The following is a 22,706-nucleotide window of genomic DNA, read 5'->3' on the forward strand; positions in this document are numbered from 1 at the left end:
GGCGTGATCAGCGATCTTGCGCGTCCTTGGCGTTCTGCTCGATTTCCCGTTCGTGGATGCGCTTTAGTTGCTCGTCGCTGAGCGGCAGCTTCCTGGCACTGTCTCGCAGCATCAGCAGGCCACCGACGATGGAGCCGATCGCCAGAATCAGGATCAACCAGGCATACCAGGGCATGTGCGACTCCTTCTATCGAGTGATGGGCCTCGCGTCGATCGAGGTATCGAGGCCCTGTGCTGAAGACCGCCCGTCGCTGCCCTTGGTTCAGGTTAACGCGCGGTTCAGCGGCGCACCTGCTTGAGCGTCTCGGCGATCATGAACGCCAGTTCCAGGGACTGGTCGGCGTTCATCCGCGGGTCGCAATGGGTGTGATAACGGTCCGACAGGCCGGCCTCGGTGATCGGTTTGGCGCCGCCGATGCATTCGGTCACGTCCTGGCCGGTCATCTCGATATGGATGCCGCCGGCATAGCTGCCCTCGGCGTGGTGCACGGCGAAGAACTGCCGTACCTCGGCGAGGATCTGCGCGAAATCCCGGGTCTTGTAGCCGCTCGACGCCTTGATGGTGTTGCCGTGCATCGGGTCACTGCTCCACAGCACCTGGCGGCCTTCGCGCTGCACGGTGCGGATCAGCCTCGGCAGGCCGGCCTCGACCTTGTCGGCACCCATGCGCACGATCAGGTTGAGGCGGCCCGGGTCGTTGTCCGGGTTGAGGATGTCGATCAGGCGGACCAGGTCCTCGTCGGTCATGCTCGGGCCGACCTTGACGCCGATCGGGTTGCCGACGCCGCGCAGGAATTCGACATGGGCGCCGTCCACCTGGCGGGTGCGGTCGCCGATCCACAGCATGTGCGCCGAGCAGTCGTAGAAGTCGCCGGTCAGGCTGTCGCGGCGCACGAAGGCTTCCTCGTAATTGAGCAGCAGGGCTTCGTGGGCGGTGAAGAAACTGGTCTCGCGCACCTGGGCCGCGCTGTCCATGCCGCAGGCGCGCATGAAGGCCAGGGTCTCGTCGATGCGGTCGGCCAGTTGGTGGTATTTCTGGGCCAGGGCCGAGTTGGCGATGAAGTCCAGGTTCCAACCGTGCACCTGGTGCAGGTCGGCGAAACCGCCCTGGGCAAAGGCGCGCAACAGGTTCAGCGAGGCGGTGGACTGGTGATAGGCCTGCAGCAGGCGCTGCGGGTCCGGCGCGCGGCTGGCCGCATCGAAGCCGATGCCGTTGACGATATCGCCACGGTAGGCGGGCAGGGTGACCCCGTCGATGGTTTCGTCATTGGCCGAGCGCGGCTTGGCGAACTGACCGGCCATGCGCCCGACCTTCACCACCGGGCAGCCGGCCGCGAAGGTCATGACGATGGCCATCTGCAGCAGCACCTTGAAGGTGTCGCGGATCTTCGCGGCGCTGAATTCGGCGAAACTCTCGGCGCAGTCGCCGCCCTGCAGCAGGAAGGCGCGGCCCTGGGTGACCTCGGCGAACTGCTTGCGCAACTCGCGCGCCTCGCCGGCGAATACCAGGGGCGGGAAGCTCGCCAGGGTCTGCTCGACCTGGGCGAGCCTGGCGGCGTCCGGGTATTGAGGTTGTTGCTGGATGGGGCGGCTTCTCCAGCTGTCGGGGCTCCAGGGCTGACTCATGGCGGCTTCTCTTGTGGGCGATGGGGCATGGTAACCGATCGCTGACCGGCGCCGAGCATGGCGCCCGGCAAAAACCGATGGCATTTAGCACGTGACCTGAGCGCGCCCCATCGCCGACAATCGCGTTCTAGCCCGGCCTGAGCCGGGGAACGCGACGGTGGAGAATCTGCGCATGCCTGGCTTGCCTCCGGTGGAGGAGATGAAGGACGAAGTGGTGCTGGCCGAGGTGCACGATGCCTTCGGGGTGATCCGTGTGATCGAGGTCGGCGAGTACCGGTTTCTCGAGTTCGGTGAGTCGATCGAGCAGAGCTGCGTGTTCACCGCCGACCCGAGCTGGCTGGAGTACGACTACACCCGCGCCATGTTCGTCGGTGCGCTGTGCCATGAGGCGCCGGAAAGCGCGCTGTTCCTGGGGCTGGGCGCCGGCACCCTGACCCAGGCCTGCCTGCGCTTTCTGCCCCTCGACGATGTCGAGACCATCGAACTGCGCCCCGACGTGCCGCGCCTGGCCATGCAGTACCTGGGGCTGGAAGACGATCACCGGCTGACGGTGCGCATCGGCGATGCCATGCAGCTGCTGCCCAGCGCGGAAACCGCGGACCTGATCTTCGTCGACCTGTATACCGACACCGGCCCCGGCGTCGGCCACCTGGCCTGGCGTTTTCTCGATGACTGCCGGGCCAAGCTCAACCCCGGCGGCTGGCTGATCATCAACCAGTGGGCCGGCGACGACGGCAAGCCATTGGGCGCCGCGCTGCTGCGCGGCCTCTATCACCGCCACTACTGGGAATGCCCGGTGGTGGAGGGCAACGTGGTGGTGCTGGTGCCGGCCGAGCTGGACCAGCAGTTCGACCGCGAGGCGGTGAGCCGGCGCGCCCAGGCGCTGCAGGCGCAGCTCGGCTATTCGCTACAGCCGCTGATCGACGCCATACGGATGGCGAGCTAGGGTCTGCTCCCGCTGCATCCATGGTCGCGGGGCCTGGCAAGGGGGGCATTCGCTGGAGCGGTGAGCAGGCTCCTCGGAATCAACCGGCGACGGCGCTGTCCCTTTAGCATCTCGGATGTTCGGCGCGCCTGCCTGAGCCTGCGAAGCCCTCAAGCCCATTGCCACGGAGCCCTGTCATGAGCGATCAAGATCTTCCCACCCTGTATCGCGCCTATATCGACTGCCTCAACCGGCAGGACTGGGCGAACCTCGGACAGTTCGTTCACCACGATGTGGTGCATAACGGGCGGCGCCTGGGGCTCGATGGCTACCGCGCGATGCTCGAGCGTGACTACCAGGAAATACCCGATCTGCAGTTCAACATCCGCCTGTTGACCTGCGAGGAATCGATGATCGCCTGCCGCCTGGATTTTCACTGCACCCCGAAAGGCCGTTTTCTCGATGTGCCCGTCAATGGCCGCAAGGTGGCCTTCAGCGAGAACGTGTTCTATGCCTTTCGTGACGCCAAGGTCGCAGAAGTCTGGTCGGTCGTCGACAAGGCGGCGATCGAAGCGCAGCTCACCAGCAGAGCCTGACCGTTCGATCAATATCGGGGCGGCTGCGGCATACTGTCGCGAGCCGGCCGCTACCTGCCGTGCGCCTATTGTGTGAAAAAGCGCACACGTCTGTATGAATTCCGGTATAGTACGCGCCGGCCAATTCATGGCCACGTTCAAGTAGTGCAACTCGCCCGGAAGCTTTCCGGCAGCCAGTCCGCCAAGCGGGCTATCTTGACGATTCACTTTTCACCACGTTTTCGCAAATCCCCGCCGACCAGGCTGCCAGGGTGACCCACAAGGTCCTACATGGCATGCGCAGCTTTGGAACATGGGTCTTTGCGGATGCACTCAGAGGCAGACCCATGACCCAGGAAATCGGCGGCTTCGCCGCACTCGGACTTCATTCCAACATTCTCGCCGCGCTGACCGCCGTCGGTTACGAAGAGCCGTCGCCCATTCAGTCGCAAGCCATCCCGGTGATCCTCTCCGGTCAGGACATGATCGGCCAGGCCCAGACCGGCACCGGCAAGACCGCCGCCTTCGCATTGCCGATCCTGTCGAAGATCGATCCGGCCAAGCGTGAGCCCCAGGCGCTGATCCTCGCCCCGACTCGCGAGCTCGCTCTGCAGGTTGCCACCGCGTTCGAAACCTACTCCAAGCAGATGCCTGGCCTGAGCGTGGTCGCCGTCTACGGTGGCGCGCCGATGGGTCCGCAGCTCAAGGCCATTCGCCAGGGCGCACAGGTCATCGTCGCCACCCCGGGCCGTCTGGTCGACCATCTGCGTCGCGACGAGAAAGTACTCTCGACCATCCAGTACCTGGTACTCGACGAAGCGGACGAAATGCTCAAGCTGGGCTTCATGGACGACCTCGAAGTGATCTTCGAAGCCATGCCCGAGAGCCGTCAGAGCGTGCTGTTCTCCGCCACTCTGCCGCACTCGATCCGCGCCATCGCCGAGAAGCACCTGCGCGAGCCGCAGCACATCAAGATCGCTGCCAAGACCCAGACCGTCTCGCGCATCGAGCAGGCGCACCTGATGATCCACGCCGATCAGAAGACCAACGCCGTACTGCGTTTGCTGGAAGTCGAGGAGTTCGACGCGCTGATCGCCTTCGTGCGTACCAAGCAGGCCACCCTGGACCTGGCCGCCGCGCTGGAAGCCAAGGGTTTCAAGGCCGCCGCGCTGAACGGCGACATCGCCCAGAACCAGCGTGAGCGTGTCATCGAGTCGCTCAAGGATGGCCGTCTGGACATCGTCGTGGCCACTGACGTCGCCGCCCGTGGTATCGACGTGCCGCGCATCACCCACGTGTTCAACGTCGACATGCCGTACGACCCGGAATCCTACGTGCACCGTATCGGCCGTACCGGCCGTGCCGGTCGCGATGGCCGTGCGCTGCTGCTGGTGACCCCGCGTGAACGCCGCATGCTGCAGGTGATCGAGCGCGTGACCGGCCAGAAGGTTGGCGAGGTCAAGCTGCCCAACGCCCAGCAGGTGCTGGATGCGCGCATCAAGAAACTCACCAACAGCCTGGCGCCGCTGGTTGCCGACGCCGAAGCCAGCCATGGCGATCTGCTCGACCGCCTGACCGCCGATATCGGCTGCAGCCCGCGTGCCCTGGCCGCTGCGCTGCTGAAGAAGGCCACCAATGGCCAGGCTCTGGATCTGGCCAGCGTCGAGCGCGAGCAGCCGCTGGTGCCCGGCGTCGGTGGTGCACCCCGTGAGCGCCGTGAGCGTGATGGCGAGCGCAGCGGTGAGCCGCGCGAGCGTCGTGCGCCGATGCCGCTGGCCGAAGGCCGTGCGCGCTGCCGTACCGCCCTGGGTGCCCGTGACGGTATCGCGGCCAAGAACCTGCTGGGCGCGATCCTCAACGAGGGTGGCCTGGCCCGTGAAGCCATCGGCCGCATCCAGATCCGCGAGAGCTTCAGCCTGGTGGAGCTGCCGGAGGATGGCCTCGAGCGTCTGCTGACCAAGCTCAAGGACACCCGCGTTGCCGGCAAGCCGCTGAAGCTGCGTCGCTACCGCGAAGACTGATCCGTTCGTGCAGCACTGATTCGGGGGAGCCAATGGCTCCCCCGAGTCGTTTCTGGAACCTGAACCGTCGCTTGCCGGGCCTAGGACGATCCGGCCGGCGGCTCTACAATCGGCCGTCCTTGTTTTCGTGATGCCTCGAATGCCCACCTGTCTTGTCCATCCGCTGCCCTATCAGGCCGACCCCGCCGTCTATTTCCAGCCCGTGCGCCAGGCGCCGGGCGCGGTGTTGCTGGATGCCGGTCGGCCGGTGGCAACCCGTGGGCGCTATGATCTGCTCAGCGCCTGGCCGCTGGCCCAGTTGGCGCCAGGGCAGGGGGAGTCGGGCGCTGCGTTCTTCGCGCGGCTGCGCGAGCAGCTCGCAGCACTAGGGCCCGCCGAAATGCCGCCAGGTGCCGAACTGCCGTTCGCCGGCGGCCTGCTCGGTTACCTGGCCTACGATTTCGGCCGTCGTATCGAAGCGCTGCCTGAGCAGGCCCGGGACGATCTGGATTTTGGCGACGCGGTGTTCGGCCTGTATGCCTGGGCGCTGATCAGCGACCACCAGGCGCGTACCAGCCAGCTGGTGTTCCATCCCGCCTTGCCAGCGGCCGAGCAGGCGCGCCTGCTGGCGTTATTCGAGCATCGGGGTGAGGCCCCGGAGCAGGCCGCCTTCGCGCTGCTGGCGCCGTTTCAGGCGAATATCGAGCAGCAGCGCTACGGCGAGGCCATCGACCGGATTCAGGCCTATATCGCCTCCGGTGACTGCTATCAGGTCAACTATGCGCAGCGCTTCCAGTCCCGCTATCAGGGCGATCCCTGGCAGGCCTATGGCGCATTGCGGGCTGCCTGCCCAACGCCGTTCGCCGGCTACCTGACCCTGCCCGGTGGCGGCGCCTTGCTGAGCCTGTCGCCGGAGCGTTTCATCCGGGTCAGTGGAGGGCAGGTGGAAACGCGGCCGATCAAGGGCACCCAGCCCCGCGGCCGTGACGCGCAGGAAGATGCCAGCAACGCCCAGGCGCTACTCGCCAGCGCCAAGGATCGCGCCGAGAACCTGATGATCGTCGATCTGCTGCGCAACGACCTGGGGCGCAGCTGCCGTATCGGCTCGGTGCGCGTGCCCGAGCTGTTCGCCCTGGAGAGCTACCCCAACGTGCACCACCTGGTCAGCGCGGTGACCGGGGAGCTGGCCGCTGACAAGGATGCCCTGGGCCTGCTGCTGGGCGCCTTTCCGGGGGGTTCCATCACCGGTGCGCCGAAGATCCGCGCGATGCAGATCATCGACGAGCTCGAGCCGACGCGCCGTGGCCCTTATTGCGGCTCGCTGCTGTACCTGGACGTGCGCGGCGAGATGGACAGCTCCATCGCCATTCGCAGCCTGCTGGCCAAGGACGGCGTGATCAGTTGCTGGGGCGGTGGCGGTATCGTCGCCGACTCGGCCTGGCAGGCCGAGTATCAGGAATCGGTCACCAAGGTGCAGGTGCTGCTCAGTACCCTGGAGCGCTTCTCCAGGGTCTGTTGATGTTTCAAGCACGGCGTTGAAGCATCAACAGATCCTAATCGAAGCGGTAGATGTCCATGCCCAGGGCGCCCAGGGTGAAGCCCTGGTGCTCGATGGCAAAGGTGCCGCCGGCGCCGCGGGCGAAGAACAGCGGCAGCAGGTGCTCGTCACTGGGATGGTTGCGCCGCGCGTGAGGGGCCTGGCGGCGGTAGTCGAGCAGTGCTTGCAGGTCGTCCCGTTGCAGCTTGTCGACCATCCAATCGCGAAATTCCAGGGCCCAGGGCGCCGCTTCGTCGCCGGTGGAGCGCCAGTCCAGCTCCCCCAGGTTGTGGGTGATGCTGCCCGAGCCGATCAGCAGCAGGTTCCGCTCGCGCAGCCCGGCCAGCGCTTCGCCTACGCGCAGTTGCAGCGCCGGGCCCTGGCGGCTGGGCAGGGACACCTGCACCACCGGGATATCGGCGTCAGGGTAGAGCAGCGACAGCGGCACCCAGCTGCCATGATCGAAGGGGCGACGCTCATCGGTTTGTGCGGCCAGGCCGGCCGCCCCCAGGCGCTGGACGATGTCCTCGGCCAGCTGTGGGTTGCCGGGCGCTGGGTACTGCACCTGGTAGAGCTCGGCAGGAAAGCCGCCGAAGTCATGCCAGGTTTGCGGTTGCGCATTGCTCATCACCTGCAACGCCTCGCTTTCCCAATGGGCCGACACCACCACGATGGCCTCCGGGCGTTGCAGCTCGGCAGCGAGGCGAGTGAGGGCGGGGCCGCTGGCGCCGGGTTGCAGGGCAAGCATGGGCGAACCGTGGGAAATGAACAGGCTGGGCTGCATGATGGTCTCCTAGTGACGTCATCATGATCCATCAGCCAAGTTGGCCTAACAACGGCTAAAGTCTGCTCGGTGTTATCTGTTTTCTTGATGGCTTGAGGGTAAAACATGCAGGATTCATTCTGGCTGCAACGCTGGCACGCCAACCAGATCGGCTTTCATGCCCGGCAGGTCAATGACCTGCTGCAGCGCCACTGGGCCACGGTAGCGGGTGCGAGCGAAGCGCCGGTGCTGGTGCCGCTATGTGGCAAGAGCCTGGACATCGCCTGGCTGGCGGCGCGGGGGCATCGGGTGGTGGGGGTGGAATTGGCGGAAGTGGCGGTCGTGGCGTTCTTCGCCGAGCAGCGCATACAGCCGGTGATAAGCGAGGAGGGCGCCTTCAAGGTCTATCGCCATGGGCGTGTCGAGCTGTTCTGCGGTGATTTCTTCGCGCTCGAGGCTAAGCATCTGCAGGATTGCGCATTGTTCTACGACCGCGCGGCGTTGATCGCGCTGCCGGCTGAGATGCGTGAGCGCTACGTGCACCACCTGCAGCAAATCCTGTTGCCGGAAAGCCACGGCCTGCTGGTGACCCTGGACTATGACCAGAGGCTGATGGACGGGCCGCCGTTCTCGGTGAGCGACGCAGAGGTGCGCAGCTGGGCCGGCAGCATATGGGAAAGCGAATTGCTGGAAAGCCAGGATGCCCTGGAGGATCGCTTCAGAGCCCGCGGCCTAGCGCGCATGGACGAGCGCGCCTACCACCTGCGGCTGCTGTGAGCTGAATCGCAGGCATGAAAAAGGCGACCCGAAGGTCGCCTTTTCGTTGGTGTTGCGATCAGCCCAGGCGGCGCAGGGCTTCGATACGCTCTTCCAGCGGCGGGTGGGTCATCAGCAGGCCGGCCAGGCCGTTCTTCAGGCCACCATTGATGCCGAAGGCGGTCAGGCTGTCGGGCATCTGCACCGGTACACCCTGTTCGGCACGCAGGCGCTGCAGGGCGGCGATCATCGCGCCCTTGCCGGCCAGTCGTGCACCGGCTTCGTCGGCCTTGTACTCGCGTTTGCGCGAGAACCACATGACGATGATGCTGGCCAGGATACCCAGCACCAGTTCGGCGAAGATGGTCGCCACGAAGTAGCCGATGCCATGGCCGTCTTCGTTCTTCAGAATCGCCTTGTCGACGAAGTTGCCGAAGATACGTGCGAAGAACATCACGAAGGTGTTCACCACGCCCTGGATCAGCGCCAGGGTGACCATGTCGCCATTGGCCACGTGGCCGATCTCGTGGGCCAGCACGGCGCGCACTTCATCGGGGGAGAAGCGCTCGAGCAGGCCCTGGCTGACGGCGACCAGCGCGTCGTTCTTGTTCCAGCCGGTGGCGAAGGCGTTGGACTCGTAGGCCGGGAAGATACCCACCTCCGGCATCTTGATGCCGGCATCGCGCGACAGCTCTTCGACGGTCTGCAACAGCCACTGCTCGTGGCGGGTACGCGGTTGGGTGATGATTTCGGTACCGGTGCTCATCTTCGCCATCCACTTGGACAGAAAGAGCGAGACCAGCGAGCCGGCAAAACCAAAGACGGCGCAGAATATCAGCAGGCTGCCGTGGTTCTGGCCGGTGAAGCGATCAACCCCCAGCAGTTTGAGGGTGATGCTGGCGATAACCAGTACCGCCAAGTTGGTAGCCAGGAACAACATAATGCGCATCATGGTGTGAAACGACTCCTCACGAGTAAAGACAGGCTCATTACGGCGGCTATATAAGGGCGCGCCCTATGGCGATTCAACCGAGTCACTATTTCAAACTGTGTCGCCTTGCCCGTCCGCTGCAAAGGGTCGTGCACGGGCGCCAATGCTTAGATGGGCTTTTTCGCGATTATTTCAATCGCGGCCGAGAAAAACCGCCGCTCGCGAGGCGTAGCCGGCGGGCCGACGACCCTCAGCCAGGCGCAGCCGGGCGCTGTTCGAAGAGTTGGCGAGTCAGTCGCGCAATCCGTTCACCATGTTGCTGGGCGAGCGCGTCGCGCAATTGAAAGGCAAGGGTCGCCTGCACCCGATCCACCGCAGGCGGTAGGGCTTCATCCTCGTTGACCGCCCGCGGGATGCCGCGCGACAGGCGCAGAAAACCCTTCTCGCTCAGCACCGCCTGATCGAGGGCGTCATAGCCGATGGTGGATTCGTAGCGCAGGTAGCCTTCTTCAGCCAGCCACAACAGCGCGCCCAGGCAGGCCTGGTGGCGCTTGCTCGGCAAGCCGAATTCGTCCGGCTCTTCGCGGCCGATCAGGTCTTCCACGTACAGCGAGGCCTTGCGCGGAAAGGCCTGGTAGAGCATCAGCAAACCGCTGGCGGCGTCCTTGTAGAAGTCGTCTATCTGCAGGTCCATGGGCTCGTGCTCTGGCGAGGGTTACTGGCGGTAGGTCTTGAGGAAGCTGCCGATACGGCCGATCGCCTGTTCCAGGTCGTCGACGCGGGGCAGGGTGACCACCCGGAAGTGGTCCGGCCACGGCCAGTTGAAGGCGGTGCCCTGGACGATCAGCAGCTTCTCGGAGAGCAGCAGGTCGAGGACGAACTTCTCGTCGTTGTGGATCGGGCAGACCTTGGGGTCGATCTTCGGAAAGGCGTACAGGGCGCCCATGGGTTTCACGCAACTGACGCCGGGGATGTCGTTGAGCAGCTCCCAGGTGCGGTTGCGCTGTTCCAGCAGGCGACCATTGGGCAGCACCAGGTCGTTGATGCTCTGGTAGCCCCCCAGTGCGGTCTGGATCGCATGCTGGCTGGGCACGTTGGCGCACAGGCGCATGTTGGCCAGGATGTCGATGCCTTCGATATAGCTTTTCGCGGTGTGCTTGGGCCCGGAAATGATCACCCAGCCGGAGCGGAAACCGGCTACCCGGTAGGACTTGGACAGGCCGTTGAAGGTCAGACACAGCACGTCCGGCGCCAGGGAGGCGGTGGAGATGTGCTGGGCTTCGTCATAGAGGATCTTGTCGTAGATCTCGTCGGAGAAGATCACCAGGTTGTGCTGGCGGGCCAGTTCGACGATGTCCTGCAGCACCTCGCGCGAATACACGGCACCGGTGGGGTTGTTCGGGTTGATCAGCACCAGTGCCTTGGTGTTCGGGGTGATCTTGGCGCGCATGTCGGCGATGTCCGGGAACCAGCCGGCCTGTTCGTCGCACAGGTAATGCACCGGCTTGCCACCGGAGAGCGCCACGGCAGCGGTCCACAGCGGGTAGTCGGGTGCCGGGATCAGCACTTCGTCACCGTTGTTGAGCAGCGCCTGCATGGCCATGACGATCAGCTCGGACACGCCGTTGCCCAGGTAGATGTCCTCGATGCCGACGCCTTCGATCTGCTTCTGCTGGCAGTACTGCATCACCGCCTTGCGCGCGCTGAACAGGCCCTTGGAGTCGCTGTAGCCTTGCGCCGTGGGCAGGTTGCGAATCACGTCCTGGAGGATTTCCTCGGGAGCTTCGAAACCGAATGGCGCCGGGTTGCCGATGTTCAGCTTGAGGATGCGCTGGCCTTCCTCTTCCAGACGCTTGGCGTGCTTGAGCACCGGGCCGCGAATGTCGTAGCAGACGTTGGCGAGCTTGTTGGATTTGCTGACCTGCATGGTGAAGAATCCCGAATCGAAGAAGGGCGGCCTGCAATGGGCCGTTGCGGCGGCGAGCCGTGGCGGGTTGAGGTGTCGAATCATACGTGTCAGCCTGAGTCGGGCAAAGATACAGATAGGGCTTTTTTATCCCGAGGAGGACGGCCTGTGAGCAAGCTCGAAAAACCCCTGGAAACCTGGCGCGAGGAGCTGACGGACGCGCAGTTCAACGTCTGCCGCCTGGGCGGCACCGAACGGCCGTTCACCGGTGAGTACCACGACAGCAAGGTGCCGGGCGTCTACCAGTGCGTGTGCTGCGGCACGCCGCTGTTCGACTCGGATGCCAAGTTCGATTCCGGCTGCGGCTGGCCGAGTTACTTCCAGCCGCTCGACGACCAGGTGATCACCGAACTGGACGACTTCAGCCACGGCATGCATCGCATCGAAGTGCGCTGCAGCAACTGCGAAGCTCACCTGGGCCACGTGTTTCCCGACGGCCCGCGGCCGACCGGGTTGCGCTATTGCATCAACTCGGTGTCGCTCAAGCACGTGCCGCGCGAGGCGTAAGCGGCAGGCCGGCATCAGGTCCGCTGATGGCGGGCCTGTTTTTGGATGAATCGGATTGTGTGCAATTCAATTGCTGGCTACTCTTTTCGCTCCATGCAAAAGAAGAGCGCTGACGCCATGAGCCAAGACCTGCTGGCCATACCTTGTACCACCATCACCGGCGAGCAGACGCGCCTGGGCGATTTCGGCGCCAAGGCCTTCCTGGTGGCCAATACCGCCAGCCAGTGCGGCTTCACGCCGCAGTACCAGGGGCTCGAAGCGCTCTGGAAGCGCTACCGCGACAAGGGGCTGGTGGTACTGGGCTTTCCCTGCAACCAGTTCGGCAAGCAGGAGCCGGGCGACGAGCAGGCGATCTCCAGTTTCTGCGAGCTGAATTTCGGGGTGAGCTTCCCGCTGTTTCGCAAGGTGGAGGTCAATGGCCCGGCGGCGCATCCCCTGTTCGTGCAGCTCAAGCGCCAGGCGCCGGGCTTGCTCGGCACGCAGCGGATCAAGTGGAATTTCACCAAGTTCCTGATCAGCGGCGATGGTCGTCAGGTCAGCCGTTACGCACCGACCACCAAGCCTGAGGCGCTACAGGCGGCCATCGACGCGCTCACCGATGGATGACCTGGCCCTCGACCGGCAGCTGTGTTTCAAGCTGTACGCGGCGTCCCGCCAGGTGATACGTGCCTACAAGCCGATGCTCGACGGCCTGCAACTGACCTACCCGCAGTACCTGGTGATGTTGGTGCTCTGGGAGTGGGACGAGGCAGCGCCGCCGCAGCCGACGGTCAAGGCCCTGGGCGAACGCCTGCTGCTCGATTCGGGCACCCTGACCCCGCTGCTCAAGCGCCTGCAGGCGGCAGGCCTGGTGGAGCGTCGGCGCAGCGCCGTGGACGAGCGCGAGATGCACCTTTGCCTCAGCGCGCAGGGGCGCGAGCTACGTCGCCGCGTGCCGGTTCTCAAGCAGCAGTTGCTCTGCGAGCATGGCGTCGATACCAGGCAGCTGGAGCCCCTGCGCGCCCAGCTGGATGCGCTGCTGCAGCGCTTGGCCGAGCCGTTACCCGGTTAACAGGTGGTGGCCGCCGCTCAGGCGGGCAGCCACTGGTCGAGCAGGGCGAGCAGCTCTTCACGGCGGAACGGCTTGGCCAGGTAATCGCTCATGCCCGCGGCCAGGCAGCGCTCGCGCTCGTCCGACAGGGCATTGGCGGTCAGCGCGATGATCGGCAGCTGCTGCCAGGCAGGATTTTGCCGAATGCGGCGGCTGGCCTCGTAGCCATCCATGACCGGCATGTTGCAGTCCATCAGCACCAGTTCGAAGGCTTCTTCCTGCAGCCGCTCCAGGGCCTGCTGGCCATTGTTGGCCAGCACCACCTCGAGGCCCTGTTTGGCCAGCATGCCCTTGGCGACCAACTGGTTGACCGGATTGTCCTCGACCAGCAACACGCGCGCCGGTTTGCGGTCGCTGGGGATCGGTTTGGGCGCGCCGGCCGAGTCGTCGGATGGCCGCTTCAGCGCGTGATTCAGCGCCTGCAGCAGGTGCTGCCGGGTCAGCGGCCTGGCGACCTGCTCCAGGGGCGCGAGCGCTGCAGCCCGTTCGCTGTCCAGGAAGCTGCCATAGGCGGTGACCAGGATGATCGGCGTCGCCGTCTGCTGGCGCAGCCTTTCCATGCAACTGGGGCAGTCGCTGACGATCACGTCGGCGTGGATATCCTCGGCATCCCGGGCGCTGTCCAGGCGGCGGTAGCCCAGCCCCCAACTGCCGATCAGCAGCGGCAGCAATTCGGCCAGGCCGGTGTCCGCAGCACAGATCGCCAGCACGCGTCCGCTAAGCTGGGGTGCCGGTTGCGGCGCCTCCATGCCCGGCAACGGCAGGATGGCACTGAAACGACTGCCGCTGCCTGGTGTGGATTGCAGCTCCAGCGTGCCCTGCATCGCCTCGCAGAGGCGGCGGGTCAGGGCCAGGCCCAGCCCGGTGCCACCGAACTGCCGGGTGATATTGGCGCCAGCCTGGGTGAACGGCTGGAAGATGCGCGCCTGGGCATCCTGGGCAATGCCGATGCCGGTGTCGCACACTTCGATACGGATGCGTTCGCCTTCAGCGCTGATACGAATGTCGACACGGCCTTCGCGGGTGAATTTCAAGGCATTGGACAGCAGGTTGCTGACGATCTGCCGAACACGGGTCGGGTCGCCGAGCACCTGGGCGGGCAGCCGGGGATCGATCAGGCAGGTCAGCTCCACGCCGGCCTGGGCATTTTGCGACAGCAGGCTGGCGGTGCCTTCCACCAGGGCGCCGAGGTCGAAGGCGATGCGTTCCAGTTCCAGCTGGCCGGCCTCGAATTTCGACAGGTCGAGGATGTCGTTGAGCAGGTCCACCAGCACCTTGCCCGAGTCGTGGGCGATGGACAGCTGCTGGCGTTGTTCGCTGTTCAGCGGCCCTTCCAGCGACAGGGCGAGCATGCCCAGCAGGCCATTGAGCGGGGTGCGGATTTCGTGGCTCATGTTGGCCAGGAAGATCGAGCGTGCCTGGGCCATGGCCAGGGCGTCGCGGCGGGCCTGCTCCAGCTCGTGGTTGGAGCGGCTGAGGCGGCTGTTGGCCGCCTTCAGCTCGACGGTGCGCGCCGAAACGATGGCCTCCAGTTCGCCCAGGTAGTCGGTGAGGCGATCCTCGGCGGTGCGCCGGTGCTCGATCTCGGTGGCGATGCTGGCGAACTGGCGGTTGGCGACCTTGACCAGCACGCCGATCTCGTCGCGTTCGTGGCCGGGCGGGCAGGGCAGCGGGGTGCGGTCGGGCGTACGCAAGTCGCGGCCGGCGAGCGCCTGGATCACCTGAGTGAGCGGCTTGGTCAGCATGAAGTAGAACAGCACCAGCAGGATCACCGACAGCAGCAGGCTGCGGGTGAAGCCATTGACCATGGTCAGCACCGAGCGCTTGAGAAAGTTGCTGCCGAAGGCATAGGTGTCGATGTCGAGCTGCAGCATGCCGAGCTGTTCGTCCGGCGCGTGATCGACCGAGAGCCTGGTCTCGAAATGGCGGCTGCTGCCAAACAGGAAGTCGCTGAACAGCCGGTAGCGGCTCTGCATGGATGGCTGGGTGGCGCTGGCCAGCACTTCGCCGTTGCTGTCGACGATGCGCGCGCCGATCACCGCGGGCGAGCGCCGCAAGCCCACCACCAGCTCCTGGGCCAGTTCGGCATCGATGTTATAGGCGATTCGTGCGGCCGGGTTGTGGCTGATCTCCATCAGCGCACGAATCTCGCGGTTGATGGCCGCGTCTTCACTGGCATAATCGACGCCGATCTGCACCAGGCTGAGTAATGCGCCCAGAATGAACGCGACGAGAACGGTAAGGCCTGCCTGCTTGAATGACAGTCGCTGTCTGAGTGGTATTTCCATATTGGGTGGCGCTATCTCGTTCCGATCGCTGCCCAAGCATAGACGATCTGGCCTGTTTTTCGGCATACCCGCCTCACAGACTGAATATCCGAGGAGCTGCTACGTGGATTCCCGTATTACCGATTTTCTGGCTCGCGCCGAGAGCGTGCTGACCCGTCTCGAGCCGCTGTTGCCGGCTGTTCGCGAGCCGCTGGACTGGAGCCATACCCTGGCTGCGCGCTGGCAGCGCGAGGGCCGTTCGGGCTACTTGCAGGCGCTCAAGGTGAGCCTGGACATGAGCCTCGCCGACCTGATCGGCGTCGATACCCAGCGCGAGCAGCTGGCGCGCAACACCCGGCAGTTCGTGCAGGGCATGCCTGCCAACCATGCGTTGCTGTGGGGGGCGCGCGGCACGGGCAAATCGTCGCTGGTCCGCGCGCTGCTGGCCGAGCATGCCGGCGCCGGACTGCGCCTGATCGAGATCGAGCGTGATCACCTGGCTGATTTACCGCGGGTGGTGGAGCAACTGATGAAGCTGCCGCAGCGCTTCATCCTGTTCTGCGACGACCTGTCGTTCGAGGCGGGCGAGGGCGATTACCGGGTGCTCAAGAGCGTGCTCGACGGCTCCCTCGAGCGTTCCCCGGAAAACGTGCTGCTGTATGCCACCTCCAACCGCCGGCATCTGGTGCCGGAGCGCGAGAGCGACAACGCCAACACCAGGATGGTCGACGGCGAGCTGCACCCCAACGAGGCCGTCGAGGACAAGATCGCCCTGTCGGATCGCTTCGGCCTGTGGCTTTCCTTCTACCCTTTCACCCAGCAGCACTATCTGGATGTGGTGCGCCACTGGATCGAGGTCCAGGCGCAGCAGGCCGGCCTGCAGTGGCAGTGGAGCGAGGAGCTGGAAAAACTCGCCGTGCGCTGGGCCACCGGGCGCGGTAATCGCAATGGCCGCTGCGCCTATCAGTTCGCCCGCCAGTGGGTCGGGCTGCAGTTACTGGAGACATCGCAATGATCGATTTGAGTCAAACCGCTTCCGGCCTGGACGGTTACGCCCTGCTGACCGCCCAGCTGGAGGCCCTGCTGTCCGGCGAACGGGATTTCGTCGCCAATGCCGCGCAGTTCAGCGCCTTCGTCTATCACGAGTTGGAAGGGCTGAACTGGGCCGGTTTCTATCTCGTCAAGGGCGATGAATTGGTGCTCGGCCCGTTCCAGGGCAAGATCGCCTGCGTGCGCATCGCCTTCGGACGCGGCGTCTGTGGCGCCGCCGCCGCGTCGCGGCAAACCCAGCGGGTGGAGGATGTGCATGCGTTCCCGGGTCATATCGCCTGCGACAGCGCCTCCAATAGCGAACTGGTGGTGCCGTTGATCAAGGAGGGCCGGCTGATCGGCGTGCTGGACCTGGACAGCCCGCGGGTAGGGCGTTTCAGCGAGGCGGATCAGCGCGGTATCGAAGGCTTGGCCGCCGTGCTGCTGCGCGCCAGTGATTGCTGAGGGCTGAGAGGCGCAGGCCTCTCAGTCGTACAGCGCCTTCTTCTTCCAGTCGCCGTCGTCTTCCATCGACTTGAGCCCCTCGGTCAGCTCGCTGTTGGCATCGCCGCTAGGTGCCTGCGAGCTGACCAGCATGGCATTGACACGCTCGAGCTGCTTCTGGAATTGCGCCAGGGTCGCCTGGTAGCGCGCAGTGTCGGCCTGCTTCTGCAGGAACTGCACGCCGCGTTCCAAGGCCAGCCGCGCGTGTCCGGTCTGTTGCTGCTGCAGCGCCTGCTTGGCCTGGTTGCCGTACAGCTCTATATACAGCTGCACCAGCATGTGGCGAATTTCCTTGGCCCAACCCTTGGCTTCGTCCACCGGCAGCATGCCGGCCTGCGCCAGTTTGCCGACCTGACCATGCAGGGCCTCCAGCTGTGCGCGTACCTGGGTGGCCTTGGCATCGTCGGTCACATGGAAGGGCGCGTTGCGTACCGGAATGTCCTGGCCCTGGGCGATCAGCTTGCGCAGTTCCTCGGCCATGGTCGCGTAGGCGCTGTCGTGCTTGTCGACTTCCAGAATGCGTTCGGCGTACTGCAACTGCAGGCGGCACAGCAACAATTTGAGTTCGGGAGTCATGAACTGGCCGGCGAACTGTTCGTTGAGATCGGCGATACGCCGATAGCGTTCGGCCAGATCCGCTTTCAGGCGCGATTTCTTGCGCTTGTTGTTTTCGGCCAGTTGATTCAGGTAGGCCAGCAGCACCAACAGCGTGATACCGCCGATTATCGCCATGGTGATCACGAGCGAGGACATCGTCTTAACCTCTCGAATGCCGTTGTGCAGGGCGCAGCGACCCGCGAGGTGGTGGCTGCTTGTCAATGCCGATCAGTTTACTCGCGTTCTGCCATCATTGCGCGCATTAGGCGAGGGCGCGCGCCGCCAGCCTGCTGCATTAAAGCAGGCGGTATTGGTTTGTACTGCGCCGGTGGTGCCGGAATCCGGGTGAAGTCGTTGATTTTAAAAAATTTTATATGAGAGGTTGACGACCGTTGAAAGCCTCCATAGAATGCGCGCCACTTCCACGGTAATGCTGAAAAGCACAGCGGGGAAGCCGGAGATTCCGGGCAATGTCCCCTTCGTCTAGTGGCCTAGGACACCGCCCTTTCACGGCGGTAACAGGGGTTCGAGTCCCCTAGGGGACGCCACTTCCAAGAGAAGTGGAGCAGCAAAAGATTGCGGGAATAGCTCAGTTGGTAGAGCACGACCTTGCCAAGGTCGGGGTCGCGAGTTCGAGTCTCGTTTCCCGCTCCAGATTCTAGATCCAGCCTGGCAGCTGGATCGCGGTAAGAAGTTCCAGGTCCCCTTCGTCTAGTGGCCTAGGACACCGCCCTTTCACGGCGGTAACAGGGGTTCGAGTCCCCTAGGGGACGCCAATTTGTTGTAACTGCGGGAATAGCTCAGTTGGTAGAGCACGACCTTGCCAAGGTCGGGGTCGCGAGTTCGAGTCTCGTTTCCCGCTCCAAATAAACGAAAACGCCGCTCAATCGAGCGGCGTTTTCGTATCTGCGTTTCGGCGCTGAAAGGAGCCCGCCAGCATTTTGGATTGCTGGCGGGCTTTTTCGTCAGTGGCGGCTGGTTGATGCCGGCATTGCCAGCGGCTGCGTTTACTGGTTTCTGCCGATCAATCTAGCCATGCCTGCTCGGGATGATGTGGGGTTTGTGGTTTTCCGCACCTCGAAACCTGTACCTATCTCGATTAAGAGTCAGGGTACCGCTGCGTCTGTTCTCTATATCAGGAAGACCACGCGCCGCGGCCAGGTGCTTGCTCGGCGCGCGGGATGGCACCAAGTTCATCGAGGTCATCGCGAAATGGCGCGTGCGCCTGTCGATAGGGCAGTAGGCTAAGGATATCTGTTGGCGAGCCCCGTCATCACCTTTCGCGCCGCAGTCAAGGTCCAGAGTGTTGCCATGTAAGGCGGCCAGCGAGGCAGATGCCCGACGCTGCCCAGGCGTGATTGGAAACTGATCAGGCGGTCGACCTCTGGCGTTCATTCGGCAAGATCGAGAACACCGTGCCGAGATAGGCTACGGTTTTCTGAACCTCGCCAAAGGTGGCACTGCGCCGGACGGGCGCCCCATGCAAGGCGCCGGTGAAGAACCGTGGCGCCATGATGAACAGATGGCAGGGCGGTAACCTGTTCACCCCACGCAGTTGCTATAACCCCAGCTGTTTTAACGCACTTATTCAATAGCCTCTGGGTAGGCATAAAGGCGCCTAACTGGCATAACCTCACGCCTCCGACTTATGGCTTCTCGCTATCATTGCAATGAGAAGTGTTTGCATTCAGGATTGGCGCTCCTTGCCAAGAGCGTGACCTCACATGGAATGTTCTCAACAGTCATTGCCAGCCTCGGGTCGAAGAGGGTTTCGGCCGTCCTTTGCCGCGAATGCATCTGCTTATCGCCGTGCCGCTGCCGCCATTGATCGCAAGGCGTTGCTGGCTGCCTATCAGGCTCAGCGTCATTCGTTGCTCAATGTGGCGACACGCATACTGGGCTGTCGCAGCAGAGCCGAAGATGTCCTGCAGGATGCCTTTCTCAAATTGTGGGAGGGCAACCTCAATCTTTCTCGGCTGGAGGCGCCCGAGCGCTACCTGAGTCGTCTGGTGCGCAATCTGGCCATCGATCATCTGCGCCGCTTGCAGCTGGAGCAGCGCTACGGAGCTGTCGCCGAGCTGGCGGATCTGCAGCCCTCGGAGATTTCCCCGGAGCAGGCGGTAGGCGGGCAGCAGGCGGTGCGCCGGTTGCTCGATGCCCTGGCCGAGCTGACCCCGCGCATGCGGCGAGTTTTCACCCTCAGTCGGTTGGATGGTCTCACCCAGCGCGAGGTGGCGACTCGACTGGGTGCGTCCCCGGCGCTTATCAATCTGATCTTGCGCGATACCCTGGGGCATTGCCGTGTTCGACTCGACGGGCATTGCTCGCGTAACTGTCCCCTGACCAAGAGGTTGTGAATGAAGCTGCTGCGTCTGGTTTTTCACGAATATCGCTGGTCCATCGCGCTGGTGCTGGGGCTTAGCCTGAGCAGCGCTTTGCTCAGCGTGGCGGTGATCGCCTTCATCAACCAGCGCATGCTCACGCCAGCGGGCAATCCGGGTGAGGCACTGGGGCAGTTCATCGCCTTGCTGGCGTTACTGCTGGTGCTGGCCTCGGCGGCGCAACTGTCACTGACGGCGCTGGGCCACCGTTTCGTCTACCGCATGCGGCGGGCCTTGGTGAAGCGGGTGCTGGACACCAGCATCGAACGCCTGGAGATCATCGGTGGCTCCAACCTCATCGCCAGCCTGTCGAGCGATATCCGCAACATCACCCTAGCCTTCGTGCATCTGCCCGAACTGATTTACGGCAGTGTCCTGACGCTGGCGGCATTCGCCTATCTGGCTTGGCTGTCGCCCGGCCTGTTCGTCACCACGCTGCTTTGGATGAGCTTTACCCTCGGCGTCGGCTGGCTGCTGGTCGGTCGCCTCAATCACCACCTGCGCATGTTGCGTGAGTCCGAGGATCGACTCTACGGGGATTACCAGGCAGTGATCGATGGGCGTAAGGAACTGACCCTCAACCGCGATCGCGCTCAGCGCCTATACGAAGACGAGTTCGACCTCAGCGCTCGCGCCTATCGCGATCACGTGACCCTGGCCGACCGTTACCACGGCCTTGCCAGCAACTGGGCCAACATCATGGTGCTGGGCACCATCGGCCTGGTGTTCTACCTGGCCAACGGTCTGGGATGGGCCTCCACAGCGGTGGCCTCGACCTATGCGCTGACCATTCTGTTCATGCGTACGCCGCTGGTCTCGGCAGTGGCAGCGATCCCGGCACAGATCGCCGGTCGCGTGGCACTGGACAAGGTGGAATCGCTGGCGCTGGCGCCCCATGTGGAGGCCTTCAAGCACCCGGCCGACCCCTTGAGTGGCCAGTGGCAGGTGCTGGAGTTGCACGAGGTGGAGTATCGCTATCCGGCGCAGGACGGTGAGCCCGGCTTTGACGTGGGGCCGGTCAGCCTTCGCCTTGAACGCGGCGAGACGGTGTTTCTGGTCGGTGGCAACGGTAGCGGGAAGTCTACTCTGGCGCGTCTGCTGACGGGGTTGTACATCCCGCAGCGCGGCGAGATCCGCGTCGACGGCCGGGTGATCGGAGCGCAGGAGTGGTCGGCCTACCGTCAGCTGTTCGCATCGGTGTTCACCGACTACCACCTGTTCTCGCAGCTGCTTGGCCCGCAGGGTGTGGCAGCGTCTGATGAAGAACTCGATCACTGGCTCGGCAGCTTGCACATGCGCCACAAGGTGCAGGTGGCGGCAGGGCGCTTGCGCGACACGCGCCTGTCGGCCGGTCAGCGCAAGCGTTTGGCCCTGCTCCTGGCGCTGCTCGAAGCGCGCGATATCCTGCTACTCGACGAGTGGGCCGCCGATCAGGATCCGCTGTTTCGCCAGGTATTCTACCGCGAGCTGTTGCCGCAGTTGAAAGCCGCCGGCAAGACCGTATTCGCCATCAGTCACGACGACCACTACTTCGATCAGGCTGACCGCCTGCTGAAGATGGATAGTGGACAGCTCTATGAGTTGCAGGGCGAACATCGCGCCCGGGCCAGTCGCAACGCGCTACTGGAGATCGGTGGCGCCGCTCATTCCTGAATAGTGTTGTCCTTGTTGCGCCCGCTTGATGCGGGCGCAGTTGTTGCTGCCGGAGTGATTTCACAGTCCGCAGGCAATTGCCCCTAAACATTCCTCTCCCTCGTTCGTCAGTGTTAATGAGAATGTTTTCCAGTTCATTCCGGCTGGCGAACCGCCCATTCAGTACGCAGATATCGGGAGGATTTATGGGGCTCGTTTACGACTATATCGGGGTTGGCTTCGGGCCCTCTAACTTGGCACTGGCCATCGCTACCGAAGAGTTCGCGCAGCGCAGTGGACGAGAGCCCAGCGTCTGCTTTATCGAGCGCAAGCCTTCATTCAACTGGCATGAAGGAATGCTGATCGACGGTTCGAGCATGCAGATATCCTTCCTCAAGGATCTCGCCACGCTGCGCAATCCGGCCAGCCGTTTCACCTTCATCAGCTACCTCAAGGCATGCGGGCGCCTGGAGGACTTCATCAACCTGAATACCTTCTATCCCAGCCGCGAGGAGTTCAACGACTACCTCGGCTGGGCCGCCGATGCATTCGCCGGGCAGGTCCATTACGGCGAAGAGGTGACCAGCATCGAGCCGTTCTACAGTGCCGGCGTATGTGCCGGCGTGGAGGTGGTTTCACGCGGTACGGACGGACAGAGCACGCGGCGCCGCGGGCGCAACCTGGTGCTGGGTATCGGCGGTGTGGCACAGATCCCGGCGGCCTTCGCCGGCCTGGCTGATCCACGCATCGTGCATTCCTCGCGCTACCTGGGCGTGCTCGATGCCTTGTTGGGCGATGGCAGTCCTCCACGTCGGGTCGCCGTCATCGGGGGTGGACAGAGCGCCGCGGAAATCTTCCATGATCTGGCGTGCCGCTTCCCGCAGGTCGAGGCCAGTCTTTTGATACGCGGCGGCAGCCTCAAACCCTCCGATGACAGCCCGTTCGTCAACGAGATATTCAATGCTGACTTCACCGACCGCATCTTCGCCCAAGGCCCTGAGCAGCGCGCGCGGATGCTGAGGGAGTACCGCAACACCAACTATTCGGTGGTCGATCTGGAGCTGATCGAGAAGATCTACCACCTGTTCTACCAGCAGAAGGTTCGCGGTCAGCACCCCCATCGTTTGCTCACCCATCGCGAAGTCATGGCCGTTGCCACCGACGACAACGGTGTGGAGTTGAGCCTGCGTAACACGGTGGGCGGCGATCAGCACAGCGAGCGATTCGATGTGGTGATCCTCGCCACCGGCTATCGCCGTGATTATCACCGCACCCTCCTGGAGGGCTTTGCCGACTACATCGAGGGCGATGCGGTCGACCGTCAGTACCGCTTGTCACTGCGTGCTGGCTGCCAGGCACAGATTTTCCTGCAAGGCAGCTGCGAGGGCAGCCACGGCCTCAGCGACACCCTGCTGTCGGTACTGGCCCTGCGTTCCGAGGAGTTGGTCACCTCGATGTTCGCGGAGCCCTCCGGCACGCAGGTGCGCGAGTCGCTGCGTCTGGCCGCGGCATCGCTCAGCTAACCGACTGACGCAGGTTTTCCTACTTTCGCGAGCGGCTCGGCAGTCTTGCTAGGCCGTTGCGCAGGCACGAATTTTCACGGGTGACAAGATGAGATCG

The 22,706-nt window shown here is 63.9% G+C and carries 20 protein-coding genes, 4 tRNA genes and 1 pseudogene; 17 read left to right on the top strand and 8 right to left on the bottom strand.

Features of this window, described 5'->3' with window-relative positions; all coding sequences use genetic code 11:
* Window positions 1–7: 7 nt before the first annotated feature.
* On the bottom strand, window positions 8–175 hold the full coding sequence (locus SA190iCDA_RS12080; protein WP_070888186.1) for a DUF2897 family protein: 168 nt from the start codon (window positions 173–175) through the stop codon (window positions 8–10).
* A gap of 104 nt (window positions 176–279) precedes the next feature.
* Window positions 280–1,626 (bottom strand): class II 3-deoxy-7-phosphoheptulonate synthase, encoded by a 1,347-nt coding sequence (locus SA190iCDA_RS12085; protein ID WP_070888187.1) that lies wholly within the window; start codon window positions 1,624–1,626, stop codon window positions 280–282.
* A 172-nt stretch (window positions 1,627–1,798) separates the two neighbouring features.
* Here SA190iCDA_RS12085 and SA190iCDA_RS12090 point away from each other — a divergent pair, with 172 nt between their 5' ends.
* From SA190iCDA_RS12090 to pabB, 4 genes and pseudogenes are all read left to right on the top strand, one after another.
* Complete coding sequence (locus tag SA190iCDA_RS12090; RefSeq protein WP_139159576.1) at window positions 1,799–2,572, top strand: spermidine synthase; 774 nt, start codon at window positions 1,799–1,801, stop codon at window positions 2,570–2,572.
* Between the two features lie 176 nt (window positions 2,573–2,748).
* Window positions 2,749–3,147 carry an ester cyclase gene (locus SA190iCDA_RS12095; protein ID WP_070888188.1) on the top strand — a complete coding sequence of 133 codons (399 nt, stop codon included), beginning with the start codon at window positions 2,749–2,751 and terminating at the stop codon, window positions 3,145–3,147.
* A gap of 292 nt (window positions 3,148–3,439) precedes the next feature.
* Window positions 3,440–5,147, top strand: a pseudogene (locus tag SA190iCDA_RS12100) (DEAD/DEAH box helicase).
* 139 nt (window positions 5,148–5,286) lie between these two features.
* Window positions 5,287–6,645: an aminodeoxychorismate synthase component I gene (pabB, locus tag SA190iCDA_RS12105; protein ID WP_070888190.1), complete on the top strand. Its 1,359-nt coding sequence runs from the start codon at window positions 5,287–5,289 to the stop codon at window positions 6,643–6,645.
* 34 nt (window positions 6,646–6,679) lie between these two features.
* Here pabB and SA190iCDA_RS12110 read toward each other — a convergent pair whose 3' ends face one another.
* Window positions 6,680–7,447 carry a DODA-type extradiol aromatic ring-opening family dioxygenase gene (locus SA190iCDA_RS12110; RefSeq protein ID WP_070888191.1) on the bottom strand — a complete coding sequence of 256 codons (768 nt, stop codon included), beginning with the start codon at window positions 7,445–7,447 and terminating at the stop codon, window positions 6,680–6,682.
* Between the two features lie 105 nt (window positions 7,448–7,552).
* Between SA190iCDA_RS12110 and SA190iCDA_RS12115 the strand changes: the two genes are divergently transcribed.
* Entirely contained in the window at window positions 7,553–8,203 is a 651-nt protein-coding gene (locus SA190iCDA_RS12115; protein ID WP_070888192.1) for a thiopurine S-methyltransferase, read from the top strand.
* Window positions 8,204–8,261: 58 nt separating this feature from the next.
* On the opposite strand, the gene htpX is transcribed toward SA190iCDA_RS12115, so the two are convergent.
* The 3 genes from htpX to SA190iCDA_RS12130 form a co-directional block, all read right to left on the bottom strand.
* A complete protein-coding gene (gene htpX, locus SA190iCDA_RS12120; protein WP_027906469.1) occupies window positions 8,262–9,134 on the bottom strand; it encodes a protease HtpX in 873 nt (290 codons plus the stop codon).
* A 229-nt stretch (window positions 9,135–9,363) separates the two neighbouring features.
* Window positions 9,364–9,807: a hypothetical protein gene (locus SA190iCDA_RS12125; protein WP_070888193.1), complete on the bottom strand. Its 444-nt coding sequence runs from the start codon at window positions 9,805–9,807 to the stop codon at window positions 9,364–9,366.
* Between the two features lie 21 nt (window positions 9,808–9,828).
* Window positions 9,829–11,040, bottom strand: a complete 1,212-nt coding sequence (locus tag SA190iCDA_RS12130; protein WP_070888194.1) for a pyridoxal phosphate-dependent aminotransferase — start codon at window positions 11,038–11,040, stop codon at window positions 9,829–9,831.
* Window positions 11,041–11,187: 147 nt separating this feature from the next.
* On the opposite strand from SA190iCDA_RS12130, the gene msrB reads away from it, so the two are divergent.
* The 3 genes from msrB (at window position 11,188) to SA190iCDA_RS12145 (ending at window position 12,637) form a co-directional block, all read left to right on the top strand.
* A complete protein-coding gene (gene msrB, locus SA190iCDA_RS12135; RefSeq protein WP_070888195.1) occupies window positions 11,188–11,586 on the top strand; it encodes a peptide-methionine (R)-S-oxide reductase MsrB in 399 nt (132 codons plus the stop codon).
* A 117-nt stretch (window positions 11,587–11,703) separates the two neighbouring features.
* Window positions 11,704–12,192, top strand: a complete 489-nt coding sequence (locus SA190iCDA_RS12140) for a glutathione peroxidase (protein WP_070888196.1) — start codon at window positions 11,704–11,706, stop codon at window positions 12,190–12,192.
* Window positions 12,185–12,637 carry a MarR family winged helix-turn-helix transcriptional regulator gene (locus tag SA190iCDA_RS12145; RefSeq protein WP_070888197.1) on the top strand — a complete coding sequence of 151 codons (453 nt, stop codon included), beginning with the start codon at window positions 12,185–12,187 and terminating at the stop codon, window positions 12,635–12,637. The genes SA190iCDA_RS12140 and SA190iCDA_RS12145 overlap by 8 nt, the downstream gene beginning before the upstream one ends.
* 17 nt (window positions 12,638–12,654) lie before the next feature.
* Here the strand turns inward: SA190iCDA_RS12145 and SA190iCDA_RS12150 are convergent, their stop codons facing one another.
* Complete coding sequence (locus SA190iCDA_RS12150; protein WP_070888198.1) at window positions 12,655–14,964, bottom strand: hybrid sensor histidine kinase/response regulator; 2,310 nt, start codon at window positions 14,962–14,964, stop codon at window positions 12,655–12,657.
* A 103-nt stretch (window positions 14,965–15,067) separates the two neighbouring features.
* On the opposite strand from SA190iCDA_RS12150, the gene SA190iCDA_RS12155 reads away from it, so the two are divergent.
* Together SA190iCDA_RS12155 and SA190iCDA_RS12160 are read left to right on the top strand one after the other, a co-directional pair.
* Window positions 15,068–15,958 carry an ATP-binding protein gene (locus SA190iCDA_RS12155; protein ID WP_070888199.1) on the top strand — a complete coding sequence of 297 codons (891 nt, stop codon included), beginning with the start codon at window positions 15,068–15,070 and terminating at the stop codon, window positions 15,956–15,958.
* Window positions 15,955–16,437, top strand: coding sequence for a GAF domain-containing protein (locus SA190iCDA_RS12160; RefSeq protein ID WP_070888200.1), 483 nt, complete (start codon window positions 15,955–15,957; stop codon window positions 16,435–16,437). Before SA190iCDA_RS12155 ends, SA190iCDA_RS12160 begins: the two co-directional genes overlap by 4 nt.
* A gap of 21 nt (window positions 16,438–16,458) precedes the next feature.
* Here SA190iCDA_RS12160 and SA190iCDA_RS12165 read toward each other — a convergent pair whose 3' ends face one another.
* Window positions 16,459–17,229: a hypothetical protein gene (locus tag SA190iCDA_RS12165; protein WP_070888201.1), complete on the bottom strand. Its 771-nt coding sequence runs from the start codon at window positions 17,227–17,229 to the stop codon at window positions 16,459–16,461.
* A gap of 316 nt (window positions 17,230–17,545) precedes the next feature.
* Between SA190iCDA_RS12165 and SA190iCDA_RS12170 the strand changes: the two genes are divergently transcribed.
* From SA190iCDA_RS12170 to SA190iCDA_RS12200, 7 genes are all read left to right on the top strand, one after another.
* Window positions 17,546–17,621, top strand: a tRNA-Glu gene (locus SA190iCDA_RS12170).
* Between the two features lie 30 nt (window positions 17,622–17,651).
* Window positions 17,652–17,727: transfer RNA gene (locus SA190iCDA_RS12175), tRNA-Gly, on the top strand.
* A 46-nt stretch (window positions 17,728–17,773) separates the two neighbouring features.
* A tRNA-Glu gene (locus tag SA190iCDA_RS12180) sits at window positions 17,774–17,849 on the top strand.
* A gap of 13 nt (window positions 17,850–17,862) precedes the next feature.
* Window positions 17,863–17,938: transfer RNA gene (locus tag SA190iCDA_RS12185), tRNA-Gly, on the top strand.
* Window positions 17,939–18,953: 1,015 nt separating this feature from the next.
* A complete protein-coding gene (locus SA190iCDA_RS12190; protein ID WP_236100848.1) occupies window positions 18,954–19,430 on the top strand; it encodes a sigma-70 family RNA polymerase sigma factor in 477 nt (158 codons plus the stop codon).
* Window positions 19,431–21,107, top strand: a complete 1,677-nt coding sequence (locus SA190iCDA_RS12195) for a multidrug ABC transporter permease/ATP-binding protein (protein ID WP_070888203.1) — start codon at window positions 19,431–19,433, stop codon at window positions 21,105–21,107. It abuts the gene before it with no gap.
* A gap of 185 nt (window positions 21,108–21,292) precedes the next feature.
* Window positions 21,293–22,609, top strand: a complete 1,317-nt coding sequence (locus SA190iCDA_RS12200; protein WP_070888204.1) for a lysine N(6)-hydroxylase/L-ornithine N(5)-oxygenase family protein — start codon at window positions 21,293–21,295, stop codon at window positions 22,607–22,609.
* The last annotated feature ends 97 nt before the right edge of the window (window positions 22,610–22,706 follow it).

The organism is Pseudomonas argentinensis, from assembly GCF_001839655.2.
Classification (GTDB): Bacteria; Pseudomonadota; Gammaproteobacteria; order Pseudomonadales; family Pseudomonadaceae; genus Aquipseudomonas; species Aquipseudomonas argentinensis_B.